The organism is Chthonomonas sp., from assembly GCF_035294505.1.
Lineage (GTDB): Bacteria > Armatimonadota > Chthonomonadetes > Chthonomonadales > Chthonomonadaceae > Chthonomonas.
The window spans coordinates 1-22,880 of the sequence record NZ_DATGKU010000048.1; the positions used below are offsets into that span (position 1 = coordinate 1).

General features: G+C 53.8%; 22 protein-coding genes. 8 read left to right on the forward strand and 14 right to left on the reverse strand.

What is annotated here, in order from left to right; all coding sequences use genetic code 11:
- Positions 1-578 precede the first annotated feature (578 nt).
- Positions 579-899 (forward strand): hypothetical protein, encoded by a 321-nt coding sequence (locus VKV18_RS02120; protein WP_324202580.1) that lies wholly within the window; start codon positions 579-581, stop codon positions 897-899.
- Positions 900-1,965: 1,066 nt separating this feature from the next.
- Here VKV18_RS02120 and VKV18_RS02125 read toward each other — a convergent pair.
- A complete protein-coding gene (locus tag VKV18_RS02125) occupies positions 1,966-2,235 on the reverse strand; it encodes a hypothetical protein (protein WP_324202581.1) in 270 nt (89 codons plus the stop codon).
- Positions 2,236-2,253: 18 nt separating this feature from the next.
- Complete coding sequence (locus tag VKV18_RS02130; protein WP_324202582.1) at positions 2,254-2,997, reverse strand: DUF1559 domain-containing protein; 744 nt, start codon at positions 2,995-2,997, stop codon at positions 2,254-2,256.
- A 317-nt stretch (positions 2,998-3,314) separates the two neighbouring features.
- Between VKV18_RS02130 and VKV18_RS02135 the strand changes: the two genes are divergently transcribed.
- The 5 genes from VKV18_RS02135 to VKV18_RS02155 are packed head-to-tail and all read left to right on the forward strand — an operon-like array spanning position 3,315 to position 8,007.
- Positions 3,315-4,643: a D-alanyl-D-alanine carboxypeptidase family protein gene (locus VKV18_RS02135; RefSeq protein ID WP_324202583.1), complete on the forward strand. Its 1,329-nt coding sequence runs from the start codon at positions 3,315-3,317 to the stop codon at positions 4,641-4,643.
- On the forward strand, positions 4,603-5,358 hold the full coding sequence (locus tag VKV18_RS02140) for a pseudouridine synthase (RefSeq protein ID WP_414647169.1): 756 nt from the start codon (positions 4,603-4,605) through the stop codon (positions 5,356-5,358). Before VKV18_RS02135 ends, VKV18_RS02140 begins: the two co-directional genes overlap by 41 nt.
- Positions 5,355-6,311 (forward strand): ABC transporter substrate-binding protein, encoded by a 957-nt coding sequence (locus VKV18_RS02145; RefSeq protein WP_324202585.1) that lies wholly within the window; start codon positions 5,355-5,357, stop codon positions 6,309-6,311. Before VKV18_RS02140 ends, VKV18_RS02145 begins: the two co-directional genes overlap by 4 nt.
- Before the next feature lies 1 nt (position 6,312).
- The gene (locus VKV18_RS02150) at positions 6,313-7,428 is read left to right on the forward strand and encodes an iron ABC transporter permease (protein WP_324202586.1); all 1,116 of its coding nucleotides are present in this window, start codon (positions 6,313-6,315) and stop codon (positions 7,426-7,428) included.
- Positions 7,429-7,437: 9 nt separating this feature from the next.
- Positions 7,438-8,007: a hypothetical protein gene (locus VKV18_RS02155; protein WP_324202587.1), complete on the forward strand. Its 570-nt coding sequence runs from the start codon at positions 7,438-7,440 to the stop codon at positions 8,005-8,007.
- On the opposite strand, the gene VKV18_RS02160 is transcribed toward VKV18_RS02155, so the two are convergent.
- Together VKV18_RS02160 and VKV18_RS02165 are read right to left on the reverse strand one after the other, a co-directional pair.
- Positions 7,996-8,214 carry a hypothetical protein gene (locus VKV18_RS02160; protein ID WP_324202588.1) on the reverse strand — a complete coding sequence of 73 codons (219 nt, stop codon included), beginning with the start codon at positions 8,212-8,214 and terminating at the stop codon, positions 7,996-7,998. The genes VKV18_RS02155 and VKV18_RS02160 overlap by 12 nt on opposite strands.
- 126 nt (positions 8,215-8,340) lie before the next feature.
- The gene (locus VKV18_RS02165) at positions 8,341-9,339 is read right to left on the reverse strand and encodes a sugar phosphate isomerase/epimerase family protein (protein ID WP_324202589.1); all 999 of its coding nucleotides are present in this window, start codon (positions 9,337-9,339) and stop codon (positions 8,341-8,343) included.
- 856 nt (positions 9,340-10,195) lie between these two features.
- On the opposite strand from VKV18_RS02165, the gene VKV18_RS02170 reads away from it, so the two are divergent.
- Entirely contained in the window at positions 10,196-11,479 is a 1,284-nt protein-coding gene (locus tag VKV18_RS02170) for a mandelate racemase/muconate lactonizing enzyme family protein (RefSeq protein ID WP_324202590.1), read from the forward strand.
- 608 nt (positions 11,480-12,087) lie between these two features.
- Here the strand turns inward: VKV18_RS02170 and VKV18_RS02175 are convergent.
- Both VKV18_RS02175 and VKV18_RS02180 read right to left on the reverse strand, forming a co-directional pair.
- Positions 12,088-12,804, reverse strand: coding sequence for an RHS repeat-associated core domain-containing protein (locus VKV18_RS02175; RefSeq protein WP_324202591.1), 717 nt, complete (start codon positions 12,802-12,804; stop codon positions 12,088-12,090).
- A 30-nt stretch (positions 12,805-12,834) separates the two neighbouring features.
- Positions 12,835-13,425: a hypothetical protein gene (locus VKV18_RS02180; RefSeq protein WP_324202592.1), complete on the reverse strand. Its 591-nt coding sequence runs from the start codon at positions 13,423-13,425 to the stop codon at positions 12,835-12,837.
- Positions 13,426-13,669: 244 nt separating this feature from the next.
- Between VKV18_RS02180 and VKV18_RS02185 the strand changes: the two genes are divergently transcribed.
- Positions 13,670-13,882 carry a hypothetical protein gene (locus VKV18_RS02185; RefSeq protein WP_324202593.1) on the forward strand — a complete coding sequence of 71 codons (213 nt, stop codon included), beginning with the start codon at positions 13,670-13,672 and terminating at the stop codon, positions 13,880-13,882.
- Positions 13,883-14,584: 702 nt separating this feature from the next.
- Here the strand turns inward: VKV18_RS02185 and VKV18_RS02190 are convergent.
- The 8 genes from VKV18_RS02190 to VKV18_RS02225 all read right to left on the reverse strand — a co-directional run.
- Positions 14,585-14,971: a hypothetical protein gene (locus VKV18_RS02190; protein ID WP_324202594.1), complete on the reverse strand. Its 387-nt coding sequence runs from the start codon at positions 14,969-14,971 to the stop codon at positions 14,585-14,587.
- Between the two features lie 79 nt (positions 14,972-15,050).
- Positions 15,051-15,248 carry a hypothetical protein gene (locus tag VKV18_RS02195; RefSeq protein ID WP_324202595.1) on the reverse strand — a complete coding sequence of 66 codons (198 nt, stop codon included), beginning with the start codon at positions 15,246-15,248 and terminating at the stop codon, positions 15,051-15,053.
- 268 nt (positions 15,249-15,516) lie between these two features.
- On the reverse strand, positions 15,517-15,825 hold the full coding sequence (locus tag VKV18_RS02200) for a hypothetical protein (RefSeq protein WP_324202596.1): 309 nt from the start codon (positions 15,823-15,825) through the stop codon (positions 15,517-15,519).
- A gap of 874 nt (positions 15,826-16,699) precedes the next feature.
- Positions 16,700-17,761: a hypothetical protein gene (locus VKV18_RS02205; RefSeq protein ID WP_324202597.1), complete on the reverse strand. Its 1,062-nt coding sequence runs from the start codon at positions 17,759-17,761 to the stop codon at positions 16,700-16,702.
- Positions 17,762-18,381: 620 nt separating this feature from the next.
- Entirely contained in the window at positions 18,382-19,434 is a 1,053-nt protein-coding gene (locus VKV18_RS02210) for a hypothetical protein (RefSeq protein WP_324202598.1), read from the reverse strand.
- 10 nt (positions 19,435-19,444) lie between these two features.
- Positions 19,445-20,002 (reverse strand): hypothetical protein, encoded by a 558-nt coding sequence (locus VKV18_RS02215; RefSeq protein ID WP_324202599.1) that lies wholly within the window; start codon positions 20,000-20,002, stop codon positions 19,445-19,447.
- Positions 20,003-20,057: 55 nt separating this feature from the next.
- Positions 20,058-21,131 carry a hypothetical protein gene (locus tag VKV18_RS02220; protein ID WP_324202600.1) on the reverse strand — a complete coding sequence of 358 codons (1,074 nt, stop codon included), beginning with the start codon at positions 21,129-21,131 and terminating at the stop codon, positions 20,058-20,060.
- 1,487 nt (positions 21,132-22,618) lie between these two features.
- Positions 22,619-22,880: hypothetical protein (locus VKV18_RS02225; RefSeq protein ID WP_324202601.1), on the reverse strand; the 262-nt coding region annotated here is incomplete at its 5' end.

The window sequence follows — 22,880 nt, forward strand, 5'->3', positions numbered from 1 at the left end:
GCCCAGGCGGCGGCAAGCAGCGCGAGAGAGGTGCCTAGGTAGGGCAATACCTTTCGCATCTTTTGCCTCCTTAGTGGAAGTTTTGAGTTTGGTTTTGGCACACGAAGAGCGCGCCTCTCGACATCAGAGAGAACGCGCTCCGTTGGTTCCCGAACTCCTCCACCGAACGAAGGCAGCAACGCCAGCCCGAAACGGTACACCCTTTTGCTAGGCGCCCTGTTCCAGAAGAGTATCCTTTGTATCCTGCTTCTTTCCCAAGACCGCCTCAGCGCGGATGGTCATTTCCTATGGCTTACGCTACCCTTCGACCGGAAGTGAGGACTTCGGTAAACACACGGAAGCGTTCGATTTTCATTTATATCTAACGCTTCATCGCGTGTTGATGTTCCCAAATCAACACGCATTTTTTCGAGACGGCTACAGTGTAGCATACATTTTACATGTCTGTCAACCACCCATAGCCCTCTTAACAGGGCGACATGCCCTTCACGGGGAGATGCCGACCTGTTTGAGATGAAGAACGAAAAAGCGTCTCCGCTGTGACAAAATAGACCTACTTTATCGCAAAGGTAGAGAGCATGGGGAACGTACTTTTCTTTCTCTTGCTTGCAGCATGGTTAGAGGTGGGTGGCGATGCTTTGGTGCGCTATGGGCTGAAGCACGAGCGATGGGCGAGCGCTGCCCTGGGGGCGCTTGTACTTGCGCTTTATGGCCTCTGCGTGAATCTGCCACGATGGGACTTCGGGCGCCTTCTTGGAGTCTATATCGCTGTTTTCTTTGTGGTCTCTCAGTTTGTTGCGTTTTGGTTTTTCCAGGAACGGCCGAAGCCCTCAACGTTTGTGGGCGGGAGCCTTATCGTGTTGGGTGGGCTTGTCTTAACCTTTTGGCGACACTCCTAAAGACTGCCATCCTTCGCATCGTGCGGTTCTAGAGCCAATCTGAGGCGCAAGCCGGCTTTCTCGCCCCCTATCCCGGCCTTTCCCCCGACTCGGGAGGTGCTAGCGCACGGCGATGCAGCGGCCTGAGAAAGAGGCGGTTAAGACAACCTTTCTGGCCGCTGAGTTGTCCACCGCGAGGTGCCCCCTCCCCATGTACGCGGAGGGTTGGTACGGCAGCGCGCCTCATGCCGGTTTTGGACTTACCCCCTCCCCATGTACGAGGAGGGTTGGGGAGGGGTTGCAGAATGCCGATGCCAAAGCCCCCCTCTCATCCCCCCGCACGCGGGGGAAGCTAGCCCTCCCTCCCCCTGCAGGGGGAGGGGCTTGAAGAGCCGGCGATACGCCTGTCCTTTCGAGCCGAAGGTGAGATGAACAACTGTCATTTCGAGCCGAAGGCGAGAAATCTTAGGCTTCAATACCTACCAGCCCTGATGGGGGAAGGGGTGAGGCTGACAATCTCACGGTTCTAGAGCCAACTTGTGGAGCAAACCGACTTTGCTCGCCCCCTATCCCTTCCTTTCCCCCTATCAGGGAGAAAGGGGGCGGTTATGGTTAGTTGCCAGAGAAAAGACTATCAACGGAGACCGAGAGGTGGCTTATTGGTCTCCCCTCTCCCTGATAGGGAGAGGAGCGGGAGGATGGGGGCCTTGAAGAGCCGGCGATACGCCTGTCATTTCGAGCCGAAGACGAGATGAACAACTGTCATTTCGAGCTGAAGGCGAGAAATCTTGAATTTCAATTCCCGCCGGTTCTGAGGGAAAGGAGTGGGGTTGCAGAATGCCGACGCCAAAGCCCCCCTCTCATCCCCCCGCACGCGGGGGAAGTAGCCCTCCCTCTCCCTGATAGGGGAAGGGCGCCCTGCCCCAGAAAATCTTGCGATTTTCTGGGGACCCCTTGTCGGCCTTGAGGGGCGGGGGGGGTGGGGGCCTTGAGGTTACCAGCCCCTCATGAAATGGTTCTCGCGCCAACCGGCAAAACGAACCAGGTTTAAGGTGGGAAGCAAGCTCCCCACCTCAACATCCAAAGACTAATGGCCTGTCGGCGGCACCGCACCGGGCGCAGCAGCAGAGCCTGCCGGAGTTGCCGGAACGCCCATGGGGCCGGCCGACTGCCCCTGTTGCTTAATGCCCTGCCAGGGCTGGTAGGGTTGCCCGTTCTTCCAAGGGGGTACGCCCGGCGTGTACTTTACCCCAGGTGGGGTGTGGGGGCTGGTGAAATAGACCAGCGCCCCCACAATGCCCACCACAAGCACCACCACTACTGCGATCACAAGCACCGGATTGACCTCTTTTTGCACGGGGGGTATCCTCCTAAACTATTGACGTTTGTCCCACATGCCGTTAGGCCAAACGCCCGATTGCACCAGCACGGGGTCTGGGCTTGTAACCTGAATGCCGATAGGTTGGCGGGTGGCATCCTCGCGCATCCATTTGACGTGACCATCGCACATGGCGTAGTTGCTGCCCTGACTATGGATGGTCGCCCCGCCCCCCTGCATGTTGAACTCACCGTAGTTCCAGAAGACCTCGGTAGCCCACCCCTCGCTCCATTGATGGTACCAGTTAGGACGCTCGGCCACAAAGATGGTGGTCGCCGGGTTGGTGATGCTCGAATCGGGCGCACTGGCCGGAGACATCTCGTAGCTAGGGGAGCTTGAGCTCCACCCCCAGCCGTTCAGAGGCCACATAAAGTTTTGGCTGTAGGTCACCGGAATGGCAGGCTGTTTGGGGTTGGCCGCATCTTGCCCACGGTTCCAAGCGTCGTCCGGGCAGTGCCATATCTGCTTGTTTTTGATGTAGGGGTCGATCTGCTGATGCCAGGGCACCCAGGAAGGCGCCCAGCCCCATGTCCAACTGTGCACACCATCGTAGTCCTGCGTGTACATCAGTTCCCCAAGCATGATCTGCTTCTCATTTGAGAGACAAGAGACAGCCCGCGCCTTTTCGCGAGCCTGCGCGAAAACAGGGAAGAGAATGGCCGCAAGTATCGCTATTATAGCGATAACTACGAGCAACTCAATAAGCGTAAAAGCTCCTTGTTTTGTGCGAACTGGGTTCATCACTTTTAGCTCCTTTAGAGAATTCTAACTTGCTAAACATGTTTAGCAAACGGTTTTTAAAAAGATGGGTCGGAAGAAAACTCACACTCCCTAAACCCATTACTTATATTATACCACATCTCCCAAAAATCCTTCTCTCTCCGTCGCCCCGCTTGCACTCTCTCCAAAAACCTGCTAAAATAGCTTCACCTCTAACGCCCTATCTGCCGATTTGTAGGCATCGCAGGAGGAGAAACATAAGAGCGCTCTATCGTCCCGGGCACCTGGTACCGTCACCGCCGAAGCCGCATCGCCCTTGGTGGCTTCTCGGCTGTATTGTGGCGATTCTAGGTGGTTGTCTGGTTTGGAAGTTTTGGCATAAAACCTCGCCGCATTCGCCTTTAAGGCCGAGGTTCATTGCCACGACGCCCAAGCTGGTTCCGGCAGCGGCCCCCGTACCACCCACCTTTGTGCCGCCCCAGCCGGTAGACCCCAAACCGCTGCCCAATTTCCCCGAGCCGCCGCCCATTCATGCGCGCGCCGCCATCCTCGTAGATGCTGCCGACGGCCAAGTGCTCTACGCCCACAATCCCGACCTTGAGCTGCCTATGGCCAGCTGCACCAAAATTATGACGGCCCTCATCTTTTGCGAGCGCGTGCCCGACAACGCCATCATTGTGGCCAGCAAGCGAGCGGCCTCTACCCCTCAATCCTCCATGCATCTGAAGGTGGGGGAACGCCTTACTGCCCACGATCTGCTGCGTGGCCTTCTGCTGCGCTCGGCAAACGATGGCGCGGTGGCCGCTGCAGAAAAAGCCGCAGGGAGCGTGGAGGCTTTTGTTGCCCTGATGAACCAGAAAGCGGCAGAGCTAGGCTGCAAACATACCCACTTCATGAACCCTCACGGCCTCACCCAAAAAGGCCACTACACCACCGCACGCGACCTCGCCACCATTGCACGCGCTGCCATGCAGGTGCCACGCATCCGCGAGGTGGTGGGGCTTACCAAAGCGGTTATTCAACGCTCCATAGACAAGCATGATGTGGTAATGCAAAACCACACCCACTTCGTGGGCCACTTTCCAGGTGCCGACGGCATTAAAACCGGTTGGACGGTGCCTGCCGGCCACTGCTTTGTCGGCTCCGATACGCGAAACGGCTGGGAGCTGATCTCCGTAGTGTTAAACTGCCCCCATTTCGTAAAAGATACCGAAGCGCTCATGAACTACGGTTTTCACAATTTTGCGCCTCATCTGCTCGAAGCGGCCGGCCAACCGGTGGGGGTCTGCTCGGTGGTGCACGGCGTCGCGCCGCGCATTCCCGTGCGAACGGCAGATAAACTGGAGGTGGTGCTGCCGAAGAAAGCCCATGCCTCATTGGGAGTGCAGATGCGTCTCAACCCGATCTCGGCTCCGGTGCAACCCGGCGAAAAGGTGGGAGAGGCTATCGGGCTGGTTAACGGGGTTCCTGTAGTGCAGGTGCCCCTTGTGGCGGAGTTGGGCGACGGTGTGGCCGTGAAGGAGCTTACCAAGGCGCCCTCCTCGTTCTGGCCGCCTCTGCTTCGGGATGCCGCCATTTTGGCTCTTTGTCTGGTATCCTTTCGTTATGTCGCAGGAATCGGTGCGTCTGCAAAAGGCGCTCGCCGCCGCTGGAGTCGCCTCTCGTAGAGCCTGTGCCGAGCTGATAAAACAGGGGCGCGTGGCCGTGAACGGCCGGGTTGTAACCGAGCCAGGGCAGCCTATTGACCCCGCAAGCGATGTGGTTACCGTGGACGGAGAGCGCATCGCCCTGGAAAGCGCACAACCTCTTCTTTACCTTATGCTAAATAAGCCCGTTGGGGTGGTAAGCACCGTGCAAGACCCCCAGGGTCGTCCAACAGTGCTCGATATTGTGGGCCCACTGCCCGCCCGCGTCTATCCGGTCGGTCGGCTCGACATCAACAGCTCCGGCCTGTTGCTGTTAACCAACGACGGCGATTTGGCCTACAAACTCACCCATCCGCGCTTCGAAATTCCTAAAACCTATCGCGTTGTGGCCAAGGGGTTTGTGGGGCCGGAGGCCGCCCGCCACCTGGCCGAGGGCGTGTGGCTAGAGGACGGCCCAACAGCACCGGCAGAGGTGCGCTTTGTGGATTACGATAAGGGCACCCAGTCCACCATTTTGGACATCACCATTCGAGAGGGGCGTAATCGCCAGGTACGTCGCATGATGGAGGCCGTAGGACACCCGGTCCGCCAGCTTACCCGCATCGGGTTCGGGAACCTACGCCTTAAAGGTCTGGCTCCGGGCACCTGGCGTAAACTTCGCCCGGATGAACTTGACGCCCTCCGTGCTCTCGCCGATCAACAACTCCTACTCACCCAGAAGAAGAGACGCTCATGAAAAGATTCGCGCTGGTCGCCTTGGTTGTAGGGCTGATCTGGGGAACTGGAACGGGTTGCAGCAAATCGCCTTCTGCAAACCGAGCCGCCACCGCCCCGCAACCGTCTTCGGGCGCAATAGCCGGCGTGGTGGATGCGGCCGGACATCACCTAACACTGACACGCTATCCGCAGCGTATCGTCTCTTGCGCGCCCAGCATCACCGAAATTCTTTACAAACTCGGCTTGCAAAATCGCCTTGTGCTCGATACCACCGCTTGTGACTACCCACCGGACGCAAAGAAAAAGCCCCACTTCAACGCCCTTAGCAGCGACATCGAGCCGATTTTAGCACAAAACCCGGATCTGGTGCTTGACCTTAAAGACCTGAATCACAACCTTATTGCGCCTTTGCAAAAGGCGGGCGTCCCTCAGCTCACCTTAGACGTAAGCAGCGTGGGAGCCGTCATGAACTCCATTCTGATCATCGGGGAGGCTACCGGTACCCTAAAGCAAGCTCAAGTCTTGGTCAACTCGCTTCAGGCCAAGCTCAATGCGGTTCGCAAGGCGGTGGCGAAGGCGCCGCACAAGCCGCGTGTCCTTATTCTCTACGGAACCAATCCGCTCTACACCACAGGCCCTAACTCGTTCATCAACGACCTCATCACCATCGCGGGTGGGGTTAATGTGGTGGCCAAACCCCCTCCCGGAAACGTTATTTCCCCGGAGGAGGCCGTCGCGCTTCAGCCGGAGGTTATCTTGTGCGCCCCTGAACTCGTGCCCGCGATACGTCGCCTCCCCGGATGGGCGCAAGCGGTGCCGGCGGTGCGCAACAACCGCTTTTTCACCGCGGTAGACACGTTGGAACGTCCCGGCCCCCGCATGGCGGACGCCGTTGTGGTTTTGGCACGCTACCTGCATCCCCACGAGATGGCTCGCTTCGCCCGTTCCAGCCTGGCGAGGACGGCGCCTTAAAATGGCACAGGTGCAGGAAACTATCGAGCGTTTTAGACATGGAAAGCCGCCCATCGAGGATAGGCGATGGAGGCGCACCCTGCTGTTCCTGCTGTTGATCGCGCTGTTGCTGCTTGGGGCGTTGCTGCTCGACATCTGGATGGGGCCCTCCGATGTGGCGCGCGTGGTGACCCCGTCCGTCGTGGCGCAGACGCTCTTACGCCATATTCCTTTCCTCCATCCCGTGGTGCCTAAAGTCGCCACCGTGCCCTATGCCGATGTCATCGTCTGGCAGGAGCGCGTTCCCCGCGCGTTGGCCGGCGCGTTGGTGGGCATGCTGTTGGCAGCCGTCGGCGTGGCGTTTCAGAGCCTTCTCATGAACCCTTTGGCCGATCCCTACACGGTGGGGATTGCCTCCGGATCGGCCTTAGGCGCCCTGCTCATCGTCATTCTAGGGGGAACCGCCTGGCTTGGGGGCTACGCCCAAATGGTGGCGGCCTTCGCAAGCGGCGTGCTCGCGGTAGGGTTCGTTCTGTTCATTACCAGGGTGGGGGGGCGCATCTCTCCCCAAACGTTGTTGCTGGCGGGGGTGATCGTTGGTACCTTCTGCTGGTCGTTGATACCGCTCATCGTGACCTTGGGAATGCAGGCCGGTGCAGACAAAGAAGCGCGCATTATGGCAACCCTCTTCGGAAGCTTGGAGAGCGTGGATTGGCAAAAACTGGGTCTACTGCTGCCTTTCGGCGTTCTTGGCACATTTCTTTTGTGGAGAATGGCACCGCAGCTCGACCTGCTCACTTTTGGAGAGGAGACGGCGGCGCACTTGGGGGTACATACCGAGCGATTGAAACGGACGATCATCGTGGCGGGCGCGCTTGTTACTGCAGCGGCAGTCGCGACGGCCGGCATCATCGCCTTTATCGGCTTTGTGACGCCTCATGCCGCGCGGCAGTTGGTTGGGCCGCGTCATCGGCACCTATTGCCAACGGCCATGTTGCTGGGCGCGCTGCTTTTGGTGCTCTCCGATTGGCTTGCGCGCGTCTACCTGTTCGATATTCAGGTGGGGGTGGTCACTTCGCTGTTCGGCGTGCCACTCTTCTTTGTTTTGCTGCGTAAGCAGTTACGGGAACGCTTTTAGGAGGGGAGAATGGCAAGACTACGGTCGAAAGGGCGCAAACAGAAGAATACGGCAACGCCTTCCGCGCCGGACAATCGCCCCGGTGTCAAAACGCCTACTGCCGAGACGTTAAAAGAGGCCGACAAGCTGTTCAAGGGCTATTGGAAGCGCTTAGGGGCTCTGTTGCTTCTGGTGCTGTTTCTTTCCATCATCTTCTCGCTGGTGGCGCCGCATTTTCGCAGCTACAACCTGTTCTATTTCTACATAGCCATTGTGTTTGCGCTTTCGTTCATCTCGCGCTATTGGCTTGAGAAGCTGTTTGTAGAGCTGAGAGAACTGGGGTTTCGTCGCTTAGCGCAGAAGCGCTACGCCGATGCAGCCGCCGTGCTGGAGTACTTTCATCGCTTTGGCAACATGGGTTTTGATAGGGATGGAGAGATACACTATCGGCTGTTATTGGCCTATCGGCATTTGGGAGAGGAGGAGCGGGCGAAACAGATTGCGGAGTGGATTAGGCGTTATCGGCCGAAAAGCCGCTATGCACAACGGCTGGCGACAGCGGAACCAACGCCGGCCAAGGAGGAGACATCAGGAGGGTGAGCCGCAGGTTGAACACGGCTCCTCCTCCCGCTTCTGTTTGTCGTCGCATGTTGCGTTACGACTCCATACTTCTCTGCAAAAGGCGGTAAGCTTCATAAGGGCGCTGCGTTGCTCCGCACTCATTTCGGTTGCGCTTGTCAGCGCCAACTCCAGCAGCCCCAAGGCCTCTTCTTCGGTTAGATAGAGCGCTTTCTCTTCCTGATCCATTCCTTACCTCAACATACTTCGGTACTAACCACAACAGCAGATTCAACTTCTGTTGTTCCACATTTTGCTCGTTTCTTAACTGCATAGACGAAAGCGCTCCAAAATTGTTTCATAGTGTGAAAAATATCACAGCACCAGGCCCCCTTCGGGAACGTAGCCACGCAGAAATCGCGCGGTCTCCTCCAACTCCTTCAGCAGTTGCGCCTCCGTTTTTGTGGAGCCGGGGATGATCTCGGCCACAAGCCACTGTTTGGTTGCCCTTGGTAGCACTTGGGCCAGCGGATTTTGCTCGTATTCGGCATGGCTCTGTTTCAGAGCCTCCAGCACCTTTTCCATGCGGATGTGGCCGCGCCGATTGTACTCTTCCGTAAAGGGCCAATGGTGCGAGGCGTCGGGGGTGGTTTGCTGCAAGTGGATGACGGCACAGGTTGCGCCGAACCGACGTATCCATTCGGTATAATCGAGGTCGGGACCGGAGAGGCCGTAGTGCATGCCCGCCTGATGGCCCACATCCAGGGTCAGCAGCACCGGCAAGGCATCTCCCCTATCGCGATTGACCTCGAGAAGAAAGCGTTCCCCCTCCTCAAGCGTCCATGGCTTTTCGCTGGGAATGTACATCTGCTCCTGCATCAGCGCGCGCAGGCCGCTAGAGCGCAGCTGTTGGGCTAACTCACGAAACGTTTGATGCAGTCGGGCCGTAGCCTCTTGCGTGCGCCTTGGGTCGGCCAGCACCTCACAGGAGAAGGCATCCCAATGGCCTCCTAGCAGATCGGTTCCCAATGTGACTGCGATCTCGGCGGCGGCCTCTATCCACTCCTTCATGCGCCGGCGGGGGCGAGGGTCGCTGTGAGAGAGACCGTGAAAACGGTGGGTGGCCACGCCCGTATAGAGGTCGCAGATGGTGACTCCGTAACGGACGGCAGCCTCTCGCGCCGCCTGGGCCTGTTCTAGCTGAAACTGCCGGTCGCCCGAGAAAAAAGGGTCTATGACATCGGCACAAAAGGAGTGGGCGGCGAAGCCACACTCTCGTGTAAGCCGCATCCAGTTCTCCGGCTCCTCCCAGCGGCGGGTTAAAAACGCTCCGTTAATTCCGATGTCCACAACCACATTCTGATGATCGCCCATAGCTCCTCCTAAAAAATTCCTCGACATATTTGGACATCCCAGCCCTCGGTTCCTGCCTTTTCATCCATTGCGGCATGAGGCATCCAGCCCTTAGGCAGAGCAGAGCGGCCGCCTCCCTAGAAGCACAGGTGCCGTTGTGCAAACCATGCCCAACTGGGACAGGTTCGATTCCAGCTTCTTCAAAGCCGACCCCCTTCCCTTCAAGGCCGACGCCCTTCCCCTCAGCGAGAATGAAATGCGAAGACCTCTCAGCTTCGCTTCGAGGTGACATGGGGTGCCGAGACCCTTCCCCTATCAGGGAGAGGGGAGACCAATAAGTTCACCAGCGGTTTCCTTTGATAACCTTCCCTTCGCGAACTCAACATAACCGCCCCCTTTCTCCCTAATAGGGGGAAAGGTAGGAATAGGGGGCGAACAAAGCCGGTTTACTCCACGAGTCGGCTCTAGAGCCGTGAAGCCAGCAGTTTCTACAGCCCCACCCCTACCCCCTCAGAACGGGTGGGAAGTGAAATTCAAGATTTCTCGCCTTCGGCTCGAAATGATAGGTGCCTTCGGCTCTGCAAGGCCGATGCCCTTCCCCTCAAGGCCAGTACTGGGGTCCCCAGAAAATCGCAAGATTTTCTGGGGTAGGGCGCCCTTCCCCTCAAGGCAGGCTTCACGTACACAGTAGGCTGTAGGGGTGGGACTTGTGCCTACCCATTTCAGACGTTAGTTGCAGCGTAGGAGTAGGCGTTGTGCCACCCTCTACTGCGAGAAGCCGCCGGGCTTTAGACCAGGCGGAGTATCCTAAAGGTTTTCGGCTAAGGTCTGTCGTACTATGTGATAAACCAAGCGCAGAATATGGAGAGGAGCACCGATGCGACTATCCGGCCTGAAGGTAAAGACGGTTGAACGGATTGTGGTTCACGTGCCGTTCACCCCGCGGTGCCAGGTTTGGAACCAGCGGGAGGTTTGGCAATGGGGCATTAGCGAGGTCATTCGTGTAACCACCAACGTGCGCGGGTTGGTAGGTTTCGGGGAGACATTGCTGCACTACACGTGGGGGCGCGTATCGGAAGAGGCCGTTCAGGGCGTAATCGGCCGCAATCCGGCGGAGCTTTTGGGCGACGATAGGCTTGGGGCCGGGCTGCAGATGGCTCTTTACGATGTGGTGGGGAAGGCATTGGAGGTGCCCCTCTATCGCTTGCTGAACCTGCCGAAGGTTCGCGATTGGTGCCCCATCAGCTGGTGGAATATTGACATGTCGCCGGAGGCTTTTGCCGAGGAGGCCAAGGAGGCCGTAGCGCACGGCTACACCTCCTACAAAATTAAGGCCCGGCCGTGGTGGGACATCTACGCCCAAGTCGAGGCCATAAGTCGCGTCACTCCCCCCAGTTTCAAGCTGGATTTGGACTGGAATCAGATGCTGCTCACCGCCGGCAACGCGGGGCCGGTGCTCTCTCAACTCGACCGTTATGGGCGCGTAGCCATCTACGAATCGCCCATTTTCCAACGCGACGTGGAGGGCAATCGGCATTTACGCTCGCTGACCACGCGGCCCATCGCCCTCCATTTCGGCGAACCGCCCTTTCCCACCGTCGCACGTGATGGCGTATGCGACGGCTTTGTGGTAAGCGGAGGCATCGCCTCCATTCTGCGCCAGGCCGCCCTAGCCGATGCGTTCGAGATGCCGTTTTGGTTGCAGATGGTGGGCACCGGTCTCACCACGGCGCTTTCGCTGCATTTAGGGGCCGTGTTAAAGCGGGCGGTATGGCCGGCGGTGAACTGCCTCAACAACTATGCCGACGACCTGCTGAAGAGTGCCATTGAGATTGTGGGCGGTTATGCGCGCGTGCCGGAGGGGCCGGGGCTAGGGGTTGAGGTAGATGAAGAGGCCTTGACACGCTATCGAATGCGTCCGCCCTACGCTCTGCCGCGTCCACGGCTTCTTTTGCAGGTGGTGTGGCCTCAGGGGTTTGCGATGTGGTATCGGGACATGCAGCAGTGTTGGGACGATTTCTTGGCCGGCAACCAGCCTGTTCAGGAGCGCGGCGTGCGCATGGAGACGCTGGCCGACGACGGCTCGAAAGAGTGGGCGGAGTTGTACCAACGCTTACAGCGGGGGCCGATACGCACGAAGGAAGATGCACACATGGCCTAGGCAGCGCGCATGTATGCGCCGTGTTCTCCTCAGGCCGCAAAGCGTGTTCCCGTCTAAATCGTTGACATAACCGCTCCCATTCCGGCTTACCAACATGTTGGCGTTATTTTTGTCCGTACACGCATAGATTTCGCATTTCATTTGTCTTCACCTATGTAGTTCTCAGTACACTCCGGCGCAGACATCTTATCCTTTTTGGAGGCCGATACGCCAGGCTTGAAAGGCCGCAGAAGGGAGGAAGGATCAATCCAACAGGCAGAACGGAGTAAGCATTGACGACTATCAACAAGAGGTGGCGATGCTGGTGATAATAGGTTGTTACGAGCTGCATTCTTCCTCTGCCATACTCGATGCTTCTTCTCAGAAAGTATTTGATGCCAATTATTCGCTACCAATATCCCTAGCAATGTCGGAGCTTGAGAAGCTCCAACAACGGCGGGATTTTTGGAATACAGCACATAGGTCAAGATCAGTGCGAGAGCAAGTAAAAGCAGATTAACAATCGGCTTCTTCCTCTCAGACAGGTTTTTGTATCCCCTCGTCCAACAGATGAGGAAGGAAGAAAGGGCGCAAAGAGAGCAGAAAGTTATATATTCTCGCGTTGGCATTCAGACCCCCTCCAAGAAGGCATCATCACAGGCAGCTAGGGCACCTATAGTAGCAAGCCCATAAACATAAGCACTTCCCACTGCAACGCTCGCTGATCCTAGTATTGTTAATGGAAACTTGTACGCATTGGCGAGATTTACCATAATGTCAAGACCACCAAAAATCAAATCCAGGTCTATTCCCGTCCAACCCATACTTCTTGGGAGACCTAAGAAAGCAGCGTTAAACGCGGCAACAGCAAGTAACGCTAAAGTTTGAACCGCAGCTACAGCCGGTATTGGCATTTGCACGATCAAAGGATCACTGACTTCGGGCTCACTGTCTACAGACGGCTTAATGTTTGCAGCCCCCCATAAATATCCATAAACTGCTACTATCCAGGAGGCTATGGCGAACATCCACCCTACTGTGAGCCAATTCGTAGCATCGTCTTTGCCACTTCGGTCTTGTAAGTTTATGGAGTTACTATCACAATACACGAACCAGTTCCCCCCATCCTGACTTGGGTCTTCACTGATGAACCTACCTAACACAGGGTCCATGTAACGTGCCCGCATGTAAATTAAACCCGTACTCCCTTCGCTCTCATGCCCTAAACTCCCCACATACTTCTGACTGCTGCTCCCTGCCTGGCCACTCCGCACCAAACCATACACATCGTACTTCCTTGCCGCTATAATATTCCTAATCCAACCTATCTCCGCTATCCGGCTCATTTGGCTAAAACCCCAATCGGTGCTCGCTCCCTACGGCTCTCCCTGCGACTCCGCCTCGCCATAGGCACGCAACAGCTCCGACGGAACCCTGTCATCTACACCCCCCACATGACCGCGTAAAAGAAACCCCTGCTCGGCATCCGAAGGGGGAGTATCCATGGCTCTAACTAAATTCGTCGCTTCCTCTGCCTTCAAACGTTCTCTTGACCACTTCGCCAACAGGCGTTCCGCAACCTCCCCTATCTCTTCCCCTTGAAACACACTTGACAGCCGCTTCAAGACCCAATACAACTCCTCAGACATCCCATGTCCTTCGCTAACCCTGTGTAGCGCCGCTAAGACGAAATCGGGATGATACCGAAGCCGCTCCTTATCACCGGAGAACTTGCGCAGCTTGCGGAATAGAGAAGGCAACGCAACACTTAACCTTCTCGCTAGCTCCTCGCCTTGCCGGTTCTGGGTCTCATCCGCGCGCAGATGAGGCACCAACGCACAACTGAGCGAATAGCACAAGGTTCTGCCTAGTGTAGGAAGCCATTTCAAGAGCAATTGCCACTCTGTATCGGTAAGACTTTCTCGTTGGCGTATGGTCAAACACAGCGCTTGAACGGTCGAACGCATGCTGAGCCGAAAGGCTTTTCCCTCACATTCTGCTCGCCAGAACTCAAACATGATAAAGAAAATATACGGCAGAACACTAATTCCTACAGCAACTAGTTTACTCATGTGAGGTACAAGGCAAACCGCTAGGATGCAAGCAACACCCTGTATGGCAATAGCTTTTCGTATGCACCTAATAACATTGGCCCGTCTCCGATGAAGCATGTGATTGTACAAGGCTTCCGTAAGATACAGGAGGTGCATCATGCCATCTCGATCCGAAACTACTTGGACGGTCAGTGTCTGGTCATCCAACACGATGGCAGAGGGAGGCAAGCCTACTTTTCGCGAGGCTTCCCGAAACATGTTCTGCCACAGTTTACGACAGTACGGTTCAAACATCGTCGGTTTCCAGAAAAGTGAGAACTTCCTCAACACACAAACCAATACTGCCCATCTCTTCCGAGAGCTTCACTGAGAAACCTGCCCAACACGGGGTCCATGTACCGCGCACGCATGTAAATCAAACCCGTACTCCCATCGCTCTCATGGCCTAATCCCCCCCATCCCTCCGACTGCTGCTCCCCTTCGGACTACTCCCTTCGTTACCGGTCGGCAGCTGCACAGGCAAGTTATTGTCTTCATCATGCCCTACTTCCCTAACTCCTAGGATGCTTTAGCCAGCCGATTTCTTATCAAATCGAGGATATACTCATAGATCAGAACGGAAATCGTCATGCTACCTACATAACCTTGCAAATACCAATAGCTCGCATAAGCGTGCTGGGAAAAGGGGGGTCTAAAGTGCAAAAGCAGCTCCACTATATAAACAGTACACCCAAGAATTATCCATAAAACCCATCTTACCGACATCCTAAGTCGCTCCGCCCTCCCCCATAAACACAAACTCAGACCAACAATATAAAACGTCCATAACAACTGCGCTCCCGGACTGACCCCAAGAAACACTAAAAGAAGGCAACCTACAGTACATAGGACGATGGAAGCAAGCTTGCTTCGGCTCCACGTGAGGCCGCCTCGGCGGTACTTCTCCAAGCTCACCCATAGCCATAGAAGAAAACTTCCCAGGCTCATCACCCATTCGGTGGGGACAACGCTCTGACCCATTGGCTCATTCCCTTTCTTAAGTAGTATCCAAACGCATGATCAAGCTGGCTCATCAGGACGAAGAATCTGCTTCCTCAAGAAGTAAATAGAGTTGCTTCGCCTTCACAAGCACCTGATCCAAGTCTTTCTCTATCTCCTGAGCTAGCAGACCTGCCGGCGTCACGGCACTTACGCTCTGCTCCGCACCAGGGCTCTCCCGCATCCGTTGAAGAAGCTCCATCCAAAATGTTGCTCCTCTCAATGCCTCGGGCAAATCTGGCTCGGTTGAGTTACCTGCCGTCTCCGTTAGGCTCTCTCTAAAGCGTTGAACTAGCACCTCCTCACTAAGCATCTCTCGGTTCATAATAAGACCACAGTGAATTATCGCTATGCCTAGCAACTCCACAATCTCTAAAGCCAAGGCATCGCGGATACTCGGTCGTTCCTTCGGTTCAGGCATCTCTTCACCTCAACCTAATTCTCAGTCTCCAAACTACACGACTGGCGCTTCTAAATATTTTCAATTTCTAGCAGCCTGGTTAGTTTTCGTATTTCTTTTGCACCTCTTCTAAATCCTCCTCGATCTGTTGCGCCAATAGCCCCACAGGTGTCGCCGCCAGCGCGTTCCGATCGGTTTCAAGACGTTCAAGCAGTTGTTTAGCTTCTCTTACCGAAGAGCGCAATGCTTCCGGCAGATTCTCATCATCCTGTAGTTTCTGGACATCCGGCATCGTCATTTCGGATAAGTCTTGCTTAAGCCGTTCCCTGAACTTCCTTTCCCGTAGTGCTTCTTTCCAAATAATTGACCCGCAGGCTATTTCGGCTCGGGCAACGGCTCTAACCAAGCCTTTATAAATATAATCACAAATCCGACTTTGCTTTGATTTTGATATTTTATCCTCCTCACAGCAAACAAGTTTGCTTTCATAGCTTCGGCCGTTCCCTGCCTAGGTAGGCTCCGTTTCAAGAAGTTCTTGAAGCCGTTTCACCTTATCCTGTAACTGATCAATCTCTCTCGCCAGCTCTTGCGCTAACAGACCGGCCGATTACTTTGGCATTGCGTTCGACCACATAGCGCTCCCACAGTTGCTGAAACCTTTTTTCCCACCAGGGCACCTCATTTTCGTTCTCCATAATCTCTTTAAGGGGCATGTCCGTTATCCTTGAGGCCAATAAGTTTTTCCTGAAACGCATAAGCAACTCATGAACGGTCATGGCCTCCGTATCAATAATAAACTCGCATTTACTTTTGGCATCGAACAGAGTCCGTGCCAACTCTCTTGCCAAAACGCGGCTTAGAGATCGATTTTCCATCGCCATGTGTCGTTATCCTTAGGAGCGTTCTATACTCTGATAAGTATCTGTTGCCTGATCCTTAGGCACTTCCGCATCTACACACCGTTTTGATACCTCCTCTGTTCCACGGAACCGTTTCAATACCGGACGTAAAAGCGTGCCTCTCTCTTGCGTCGAACGCCTAAAAAAACGCGCTTCAAAGGTTATTTTCACACTGCCTTTCGTATCATTTTTTCGATCCTTCTTCCCTAGACAGCGCAGAAGGTATAGACTGGGAATACGAAAAACCATTGTTATTGTATGGATAAGTGACTCATCCTTCTCTCGATGGGCATACGGTCGCAATAACATCTTGTTGTCTTCGGTCTCATATGCCAAATCCCGTTTCCAATACCTGCAACAGGCTCTTAAGCCTATTTCACAGGCGAGGAGCATCAAGAATATAGCTCCTAAAACGATGAAGAGATATACTACATAATATTCGATGTTGTGCCAATATTGAAGCAAGCGACGAGAATCGATCTGAAATAGGATAGGAAGATGCCTATTTAGCCTTGCGAAGAGTATGACCATAAGACTTATCAGAACATCTACTTCACAAAGAGCCATTATGCATGTAAAACAAGACCGTCGAAAATCAACGACTTGTTTTAATAACATTGTGTCCTGGTGCTTCCTTTTCAATGTCTACTCCAAGCACGAATCATTTGAGTTGTCGCCGAACAACTTTTCCAGAATAGTTGCTATCGTTCTCGATTGAACTGAAGGCCCGCTCGAGTTCAATAGCAATTGCATAGCCTATAACAAAGGCTACGATGGAAGCAAGGAGTGTGTTCGCTCCTTGGACATACTTTACCTCTTATATAAGCATGCGTATCTAACTTACCTTACGCTAGAATATCTCGTCGCAGGGCGTTCTGCACTGTATCCACTCTGAGACCGGAGGAAAGGAGGCCATGAAAAACCCGTTGTACTTCCATGCGGAACGGGCTAGCAAAGCCCGCAACCGCTCCGTAACGCTTCTGCGCCACTGTAAACCCATCTCATAGGCCTGCTCCCGCGTATCCGCATGGATATAGAGAGCCGCACGGTGAAAAAACAGGCCTGACTTATTGAAAGCACAGAGAGGTCCCTCAATACGATCTCCACGCAAGGATTCCCATGGCGGCATCGTACCGATTTCTTCGGAGCATACCTTTTGCTCTTCGTTTAAAACCAGCAAGCACCCTCTTCCGATTGCATAACCCGCATTGAAATCGAGAACCTCAGCCTCTAGGGCCTCCAGCCATGGCCTAAATGGCCAGGTAACAGCAAACTTTCCTGCCCTAGATGGCTTTACGTAAGGACCGCTGGTATAGAGACATAATGGGGAGGGAACGTAGTACGGCAGCGGAGACGGTTGAATAGCATAGGAACGAACGGTGCTACCGACCTCCCATGGACGCTCAATATCAAGCATAGCCTGTTTGGGAGATGTTCGTCTTAGCTTCAACACCGGGGACCGCAGGGTTTGTCGTTGATGCCTAGGACGTTCCTGTTGCCATGCTTGTTGGAATCGATGCACGAGTGACACCTCTTCTGCTTCATTTGAAGTGGTAAGCTTCAGCAGTATCTCACATCCAAAGGGATAGGAAGAGAAAGCCCCACTATCTTCTGTGCCGGAAAGTTTTACTTTCCATATCTCTCCTCCTGCACAAGCGTCCACAAGCATGGGCTTCTTCATGAGCGTTTGAAGCGTGGCCGACAGGTCACGCACAAGGAAACGTTTGAGAAGATAGGGCGTTATCTTTGCCTTCGCATAGCAGTCAACCTCTCCGTCCATTGAGAGGGCGAAGTAGGAATAGAAATTACTCTCCACATCAACAGGGCCGAGCCAGAGAGCATAGCACGAGGGACTAAAGAGATGGCTTAGCTGCACCTGTATCTCTTCACAGAAACGATGGGCGTCAGGCATTGCCTCTGCCGCCGCCTCCATCGGACAAAATGTTAGCGTCCAACACTGCACGTAGAGAGAAGGTATTGACAGCAGAGAGTTAAACGGTTCTGGGATAAGCGCCCGACCACACAGGGCGTCTGCCGCCTTGCCGAAGTGAAGCCAATTTAGCAGAGAGGCTTCATCCCACTCGGGGGCAGCTATTTTACAAGGTCTAGGTGTAAGTACTGCAGGAGATAGACGGAGTTTCCAATTGCCTTGACAAACCCTGAGGAGCCTGTTCGGATGTTCTTCAAAACGCGCGCGGAGCATCCCCTCCGCCTCACGACTTGAAGAGGCCTTCACAAAACAGATCATGCGCAGCCTGAAAGCTGGTTGTCTAGGAATGTTCATGCACAACCCCCATCATAAGGCTTTCTCGTATTTCCATGAGTCCGACAGAACTGTTTGTTTCTATATCTAGCACGATAGCTTGCCTGGATAATCCAATCAGCTGTCCAATATATTCTACCGAAAGGTATTCTGTTCCTGTTATCTCTTCAATAATTGCAAGTTGGTCAAGTTCACCCCCCTCTTCCTGTGGCCTCACCGAGGAACCCACCCGGCTCAACCATGATTGCTCACCACCAGACTCCTCCGCCTTAAACCGTCCCCATATATAACCGCTCTACTTCCTCCGCAATGTCTTGCGGTATCTCTCCATAGGCCTCCCAACGAGCGTATTCATCTTCACTGCATTCCGTCTCTAACAAAGGCAAGCCATACTCTCTCCCTATCTTAAGCATTAACTCCTTCGGATGATGCCCCCGACTCAGAAACAACAGCTGCTCCCTGTCCTCCACTCCAAACGGCATCAGCAAGTGCTCTATCCCCTCCGGCAATAAACCCTCTTTACCAAAAAGACGCTCATAGGCACCAAAACGAGGATGACCCTTAACAAATTCATCCCATTTCCGTACCGGAGAGGAACTCTTCCCTTCCACCTCAGACCCTTCGCCACCTGTCAGTAACTCCTCTAAAAACTGGCGAATGGTCTCCCTCGCTTGCTCCTTGTCCTGAGTAAGCTTCTTGGGTGCTTGCGGTAAAAAGTAGGTGCGTAATACCTCCTGCATCGCCTCACTGGCCGCTGACATGGTATTCAACCAGTCCTCATACATCGCCAAGGGTTCCACCGAGCGCTTGAAAAAAGCGTTCCGTATCCCCTCCATGTGACCTACACCCTGGCTCGAAGGCAGGAGTTTACGAACCGATAATATTTGAGAGGGCGACAAGCGAAATATCAACGGAACCGAAGGCGACAAACCGCTACGCGGAATTAGGGCCTTATTGATTAAATGCGCGATGACCGCATACTCCTCCAGAGGCAGATACCTTAAGTCCATCAACGTATACAGTCCGAACAGCCAGAGAACAAGCTCTTCTTCCTGATGAACTGTCAGAGCCTCTAAAATCTTTTCAAGCACCGGTAGCTGCATTCTATACCAGAAAGCAGCACGAAACCGGCTTATCTTTTCATCTTCAGCATTCGGTCGAGCCAAGAGGCAGGTGAAGACCCCTCCCGACATCTCTGTCATGGCGGTGTAGATGTCTTTGACAAGCCCCTGATGCGGTATCCCTAAATTGGTTTCGGGGAGGGCACGCTGGAAGCTTTGCCACCGATTAAACGAAATCAAGGCGATAGGTTTATAGTCCATCTCTGACCTCCTAGGAACCTTGGGACTCTTCCAATCCTTCTAAGAGACCCTCTAAAAAATATTTCAGTTGATCGTATCCTGGCCTCGTACAGCCCGTAAATTGAAAATCGATATGTGGACAAGGCTGGCCATAAATAGGGATTCCATGCCCCCACCTGTCAAGGAAGTCTATAAAAATCTGACACCATACTCCCTCATCAAGATCAACCCTCATCCAGACACCTGTCTCAGTAAACCTACCGTAAATGAACCCATCAAGCTCATCTCCCAATAAAAATCCCACGATTTCACCGGTATATCTGGCCACTTCATCGTAGATTGTTTGCATTCCCCATCTCTCCATAGTTTGGGCTGTTATAGAGTCGGAGGCGCTCTGAACTGCCTCTTCTAATATATCCAAAAGAAGATCAATGAACCTGCCTGTAAAGTCGGGAAAGGTTGTCACGTTATTTCTACAGTAAACAAAGTAGGGCGTGTTCGTCCCCTGCGCATACCCCACCTCCTCTACAGGCATGCTCGCATCATAGACCGTGTCCGTTACATTCGTTACCCCATTGCTCGTTACCACACTCCGTCGCCTTAATCCATCCGCTCTGAAATAGTCGTTCCAGCAGCGCCCTGCACTACGCCATACCTAGCTGACGGTTCAGCTCTGGCGGTAGCTCATGCCTAATTAACCACAGACCGAACTCCTTCTCTGTACACTCCCAAGAGAGATAGGGCAGACGCAGGAGAGAAGCCCATCGCTTCAACACCTCTTCCGCAGCCACATGTTTGCTGAACACCACGATATGATCCTCAAGCCCTTTCCGATAGGGAGCTAATAGACCCGAAAATACCGGTAGAACCGGCTCCTCCTTGGCAAATAGGAGGTTTAAATGAAGCTGCTTCTCCATTCCAAACAGACATGATAGCCCTCCCTCTCGCCATAGCGTGTAGAGTTCTATCGGCTCCTCCGCCCGTTCAAAGATCAGCAACTTCGCCCCGCTATCTCCTCGACGAATATCATGAGGAAGAAGCAGCAAGCCCCTCTCTGTGAGCAGCTGAGCTGGTGTTTCTAACCGTAGGATCACAGGTACACGCTCTTGAGGCCTGCCACCCGTATGTGGAGTAGGAACGACGGGAGAACCCGCCAGGTAGCGAGAGGACGACAGAAAGGCGACCCCAACACCATCATACCAACCGACTGCCCAAATGACAGGGTCACGCAAGTCATGACACATCAGTTCAAGCAGGTTCAACACCCATGCTGAATTGTGCCAAAAGGCACTCCTGACAGCGCTTCCTACCTGTGCATCCGGCGACATGGCTACTATGGTTGCGACACAACCTAGAAACGTTTCGGTTTCGGAGGAACCCGCTTGCCCTACACGAACCGATGGAGCTATCTTCGGAAAAGTGAGAACCCCCTTGGGAACACCTCCCTGTTGTTGAAGCAGGGCTTTGCTCAGATAGGTCTGCAAGAACCGCGTAACCTCTTCTAGGGTGCAATCAACACGATTATCGTTCACCAAAGGCAAGACTGCATCGTAGTCGTTAATAACCAGCATTGACATATAGAAGGGTACTTCATCACGCGCGATATACACGCGGAAGTCCATATTGAGGTTGGTCAGAAGCGGCTGGAGAACAGGCATCAGAAGCTGAAGCGTTCGTTCCACTTCCTCTTCAAACAGCCGTGCAGGTTCCTCTCTCATTGACAGTTCCATATTCCTCTAGTCACCTCCAGGATAAGCGTTGCGGATGCAAACAACACAAGCACAACGGTATGAAGAATACGCTTGTACCCTCACAGAAGCGAGTGCCACCGGAACTTTCGATAACTGACAACAGGCTACATCACCCCCGAACCTATTTCGCCTTCGTCTCGTAGCGTTGTTAGCATGCACTTCCCCCCTCCAAAACTAGGTAAGGGCTACTCATTCCCATGCCGTTCTACTTGGAAATCGTCTCATCCTGCTGGCCTCCTACCACGTGAGGTGCTTCCTCTGAAACGGTAGGGGACGACCCGGGTAAACACCGAAGCAAAAGCCACCCCTCTATCACCTTACGAACCGGACGTAGAAGAGTGTGATGTCCCTCCCTAACCGGAGCCGATGCCGGTTTAACTAAAAAGCACTCTTTTGGATTGTGGCCAATCCACTCTGCAAGCGCCATCAATGCAAAAGGACCGTAATGCCCTGCTTCAATAATGCGAGGAGCTTGATGCCCATCGCAACTTATTTGAGAAAGCATCTGTCTTACTCTCTTATGAGTACTCCGAAAAAAAGACACAAGAAAGCACGCCATGAACTCCCAAAAAACCAGTGTGTAGAGCCACTGCACTAAGGAAGGCCAAGCGGGGTTCGTACGGGCCGGCAGAAGATGTAATTTTGTCGCGCCCCACAAACCCAACACACCCAACTCACATCCAATAATCGTCATCGGGTATGCTACGAGAAGGGCGATTAGTAGAGGCTTGAAGCGAATAGGACTTCTTGCCCCAAAAGCTAGTAGCCACATCACAGACGTTGTCAATCTGCCTGAAATGGTGCCGGCCACAAACGCACCGATAAACCAGAATAGGGGTTGGATATAGATGGTCATTGTTGAAACTCCGTCGCTCTCATGCCCTAAACTCCCCACATACTTCTGACTGCTGCTCCCCGCCTGACCACTCCGCACTAAACCATACACATCGTACTTCCTACTCGCCGTGATGTTCCCACTCGGGTCTACCTCCTCTACCCCATTCTCGCTAGTCCTGTTAACGTTATTCTCGCAGCAATTCGTATCCTCTCCCTCTGGTGCACTATCCTACTTTTACTGCTTTTGCCCATCAATTTCCTCGTTGCGTAACGAGGCTGTCTCATAGGTATTCTCTCTTGGTTCCGAACTGCCCCCGCTGCGCAACAACACCAGGTTATCGCCTGTCCTTGGGAAAACTTTCTCAGTACTTCCACGCAACAGATACCGTTTTTGATGAGCATACTCTCGGACGAATCTTTTCACGTACAGCCCTAACAGAAATAGCATCATTGACCAACCTAATCCTAGCCCAGTTCCCTCATAAATAAATATCTTAGGCCAGGCTATAGGGCGACCTCGAAATAAGAAATCATAAACAAAGAAAGCTCCTACAAACCCACCAAAGCTCGCGAAAAAGCCTACCATTACACAGAGGCACAGCAGCATCCAATAGGGCTTAACAGACTTCCAAGTCAATCGCATCTATCATCGCTCCTATTTGTATTTCATGGGCAGTATTGTAGATCACTGCAGCAAAAAAGCCACCCAAAGCGCCTGCAACTGCACTTAGACCTACACCCCAGGCTGTAGCGACTATCCACTCTGCTAGTGTTTTAGCACTAATCAGCGTTGCTACAGAACTGGCTGCTGTTGCTACAGCTCCGCTTTCGAGCGAGAGTATGGCTAGACCTCCGCCCGCAACAACCATAAAGGCAAGG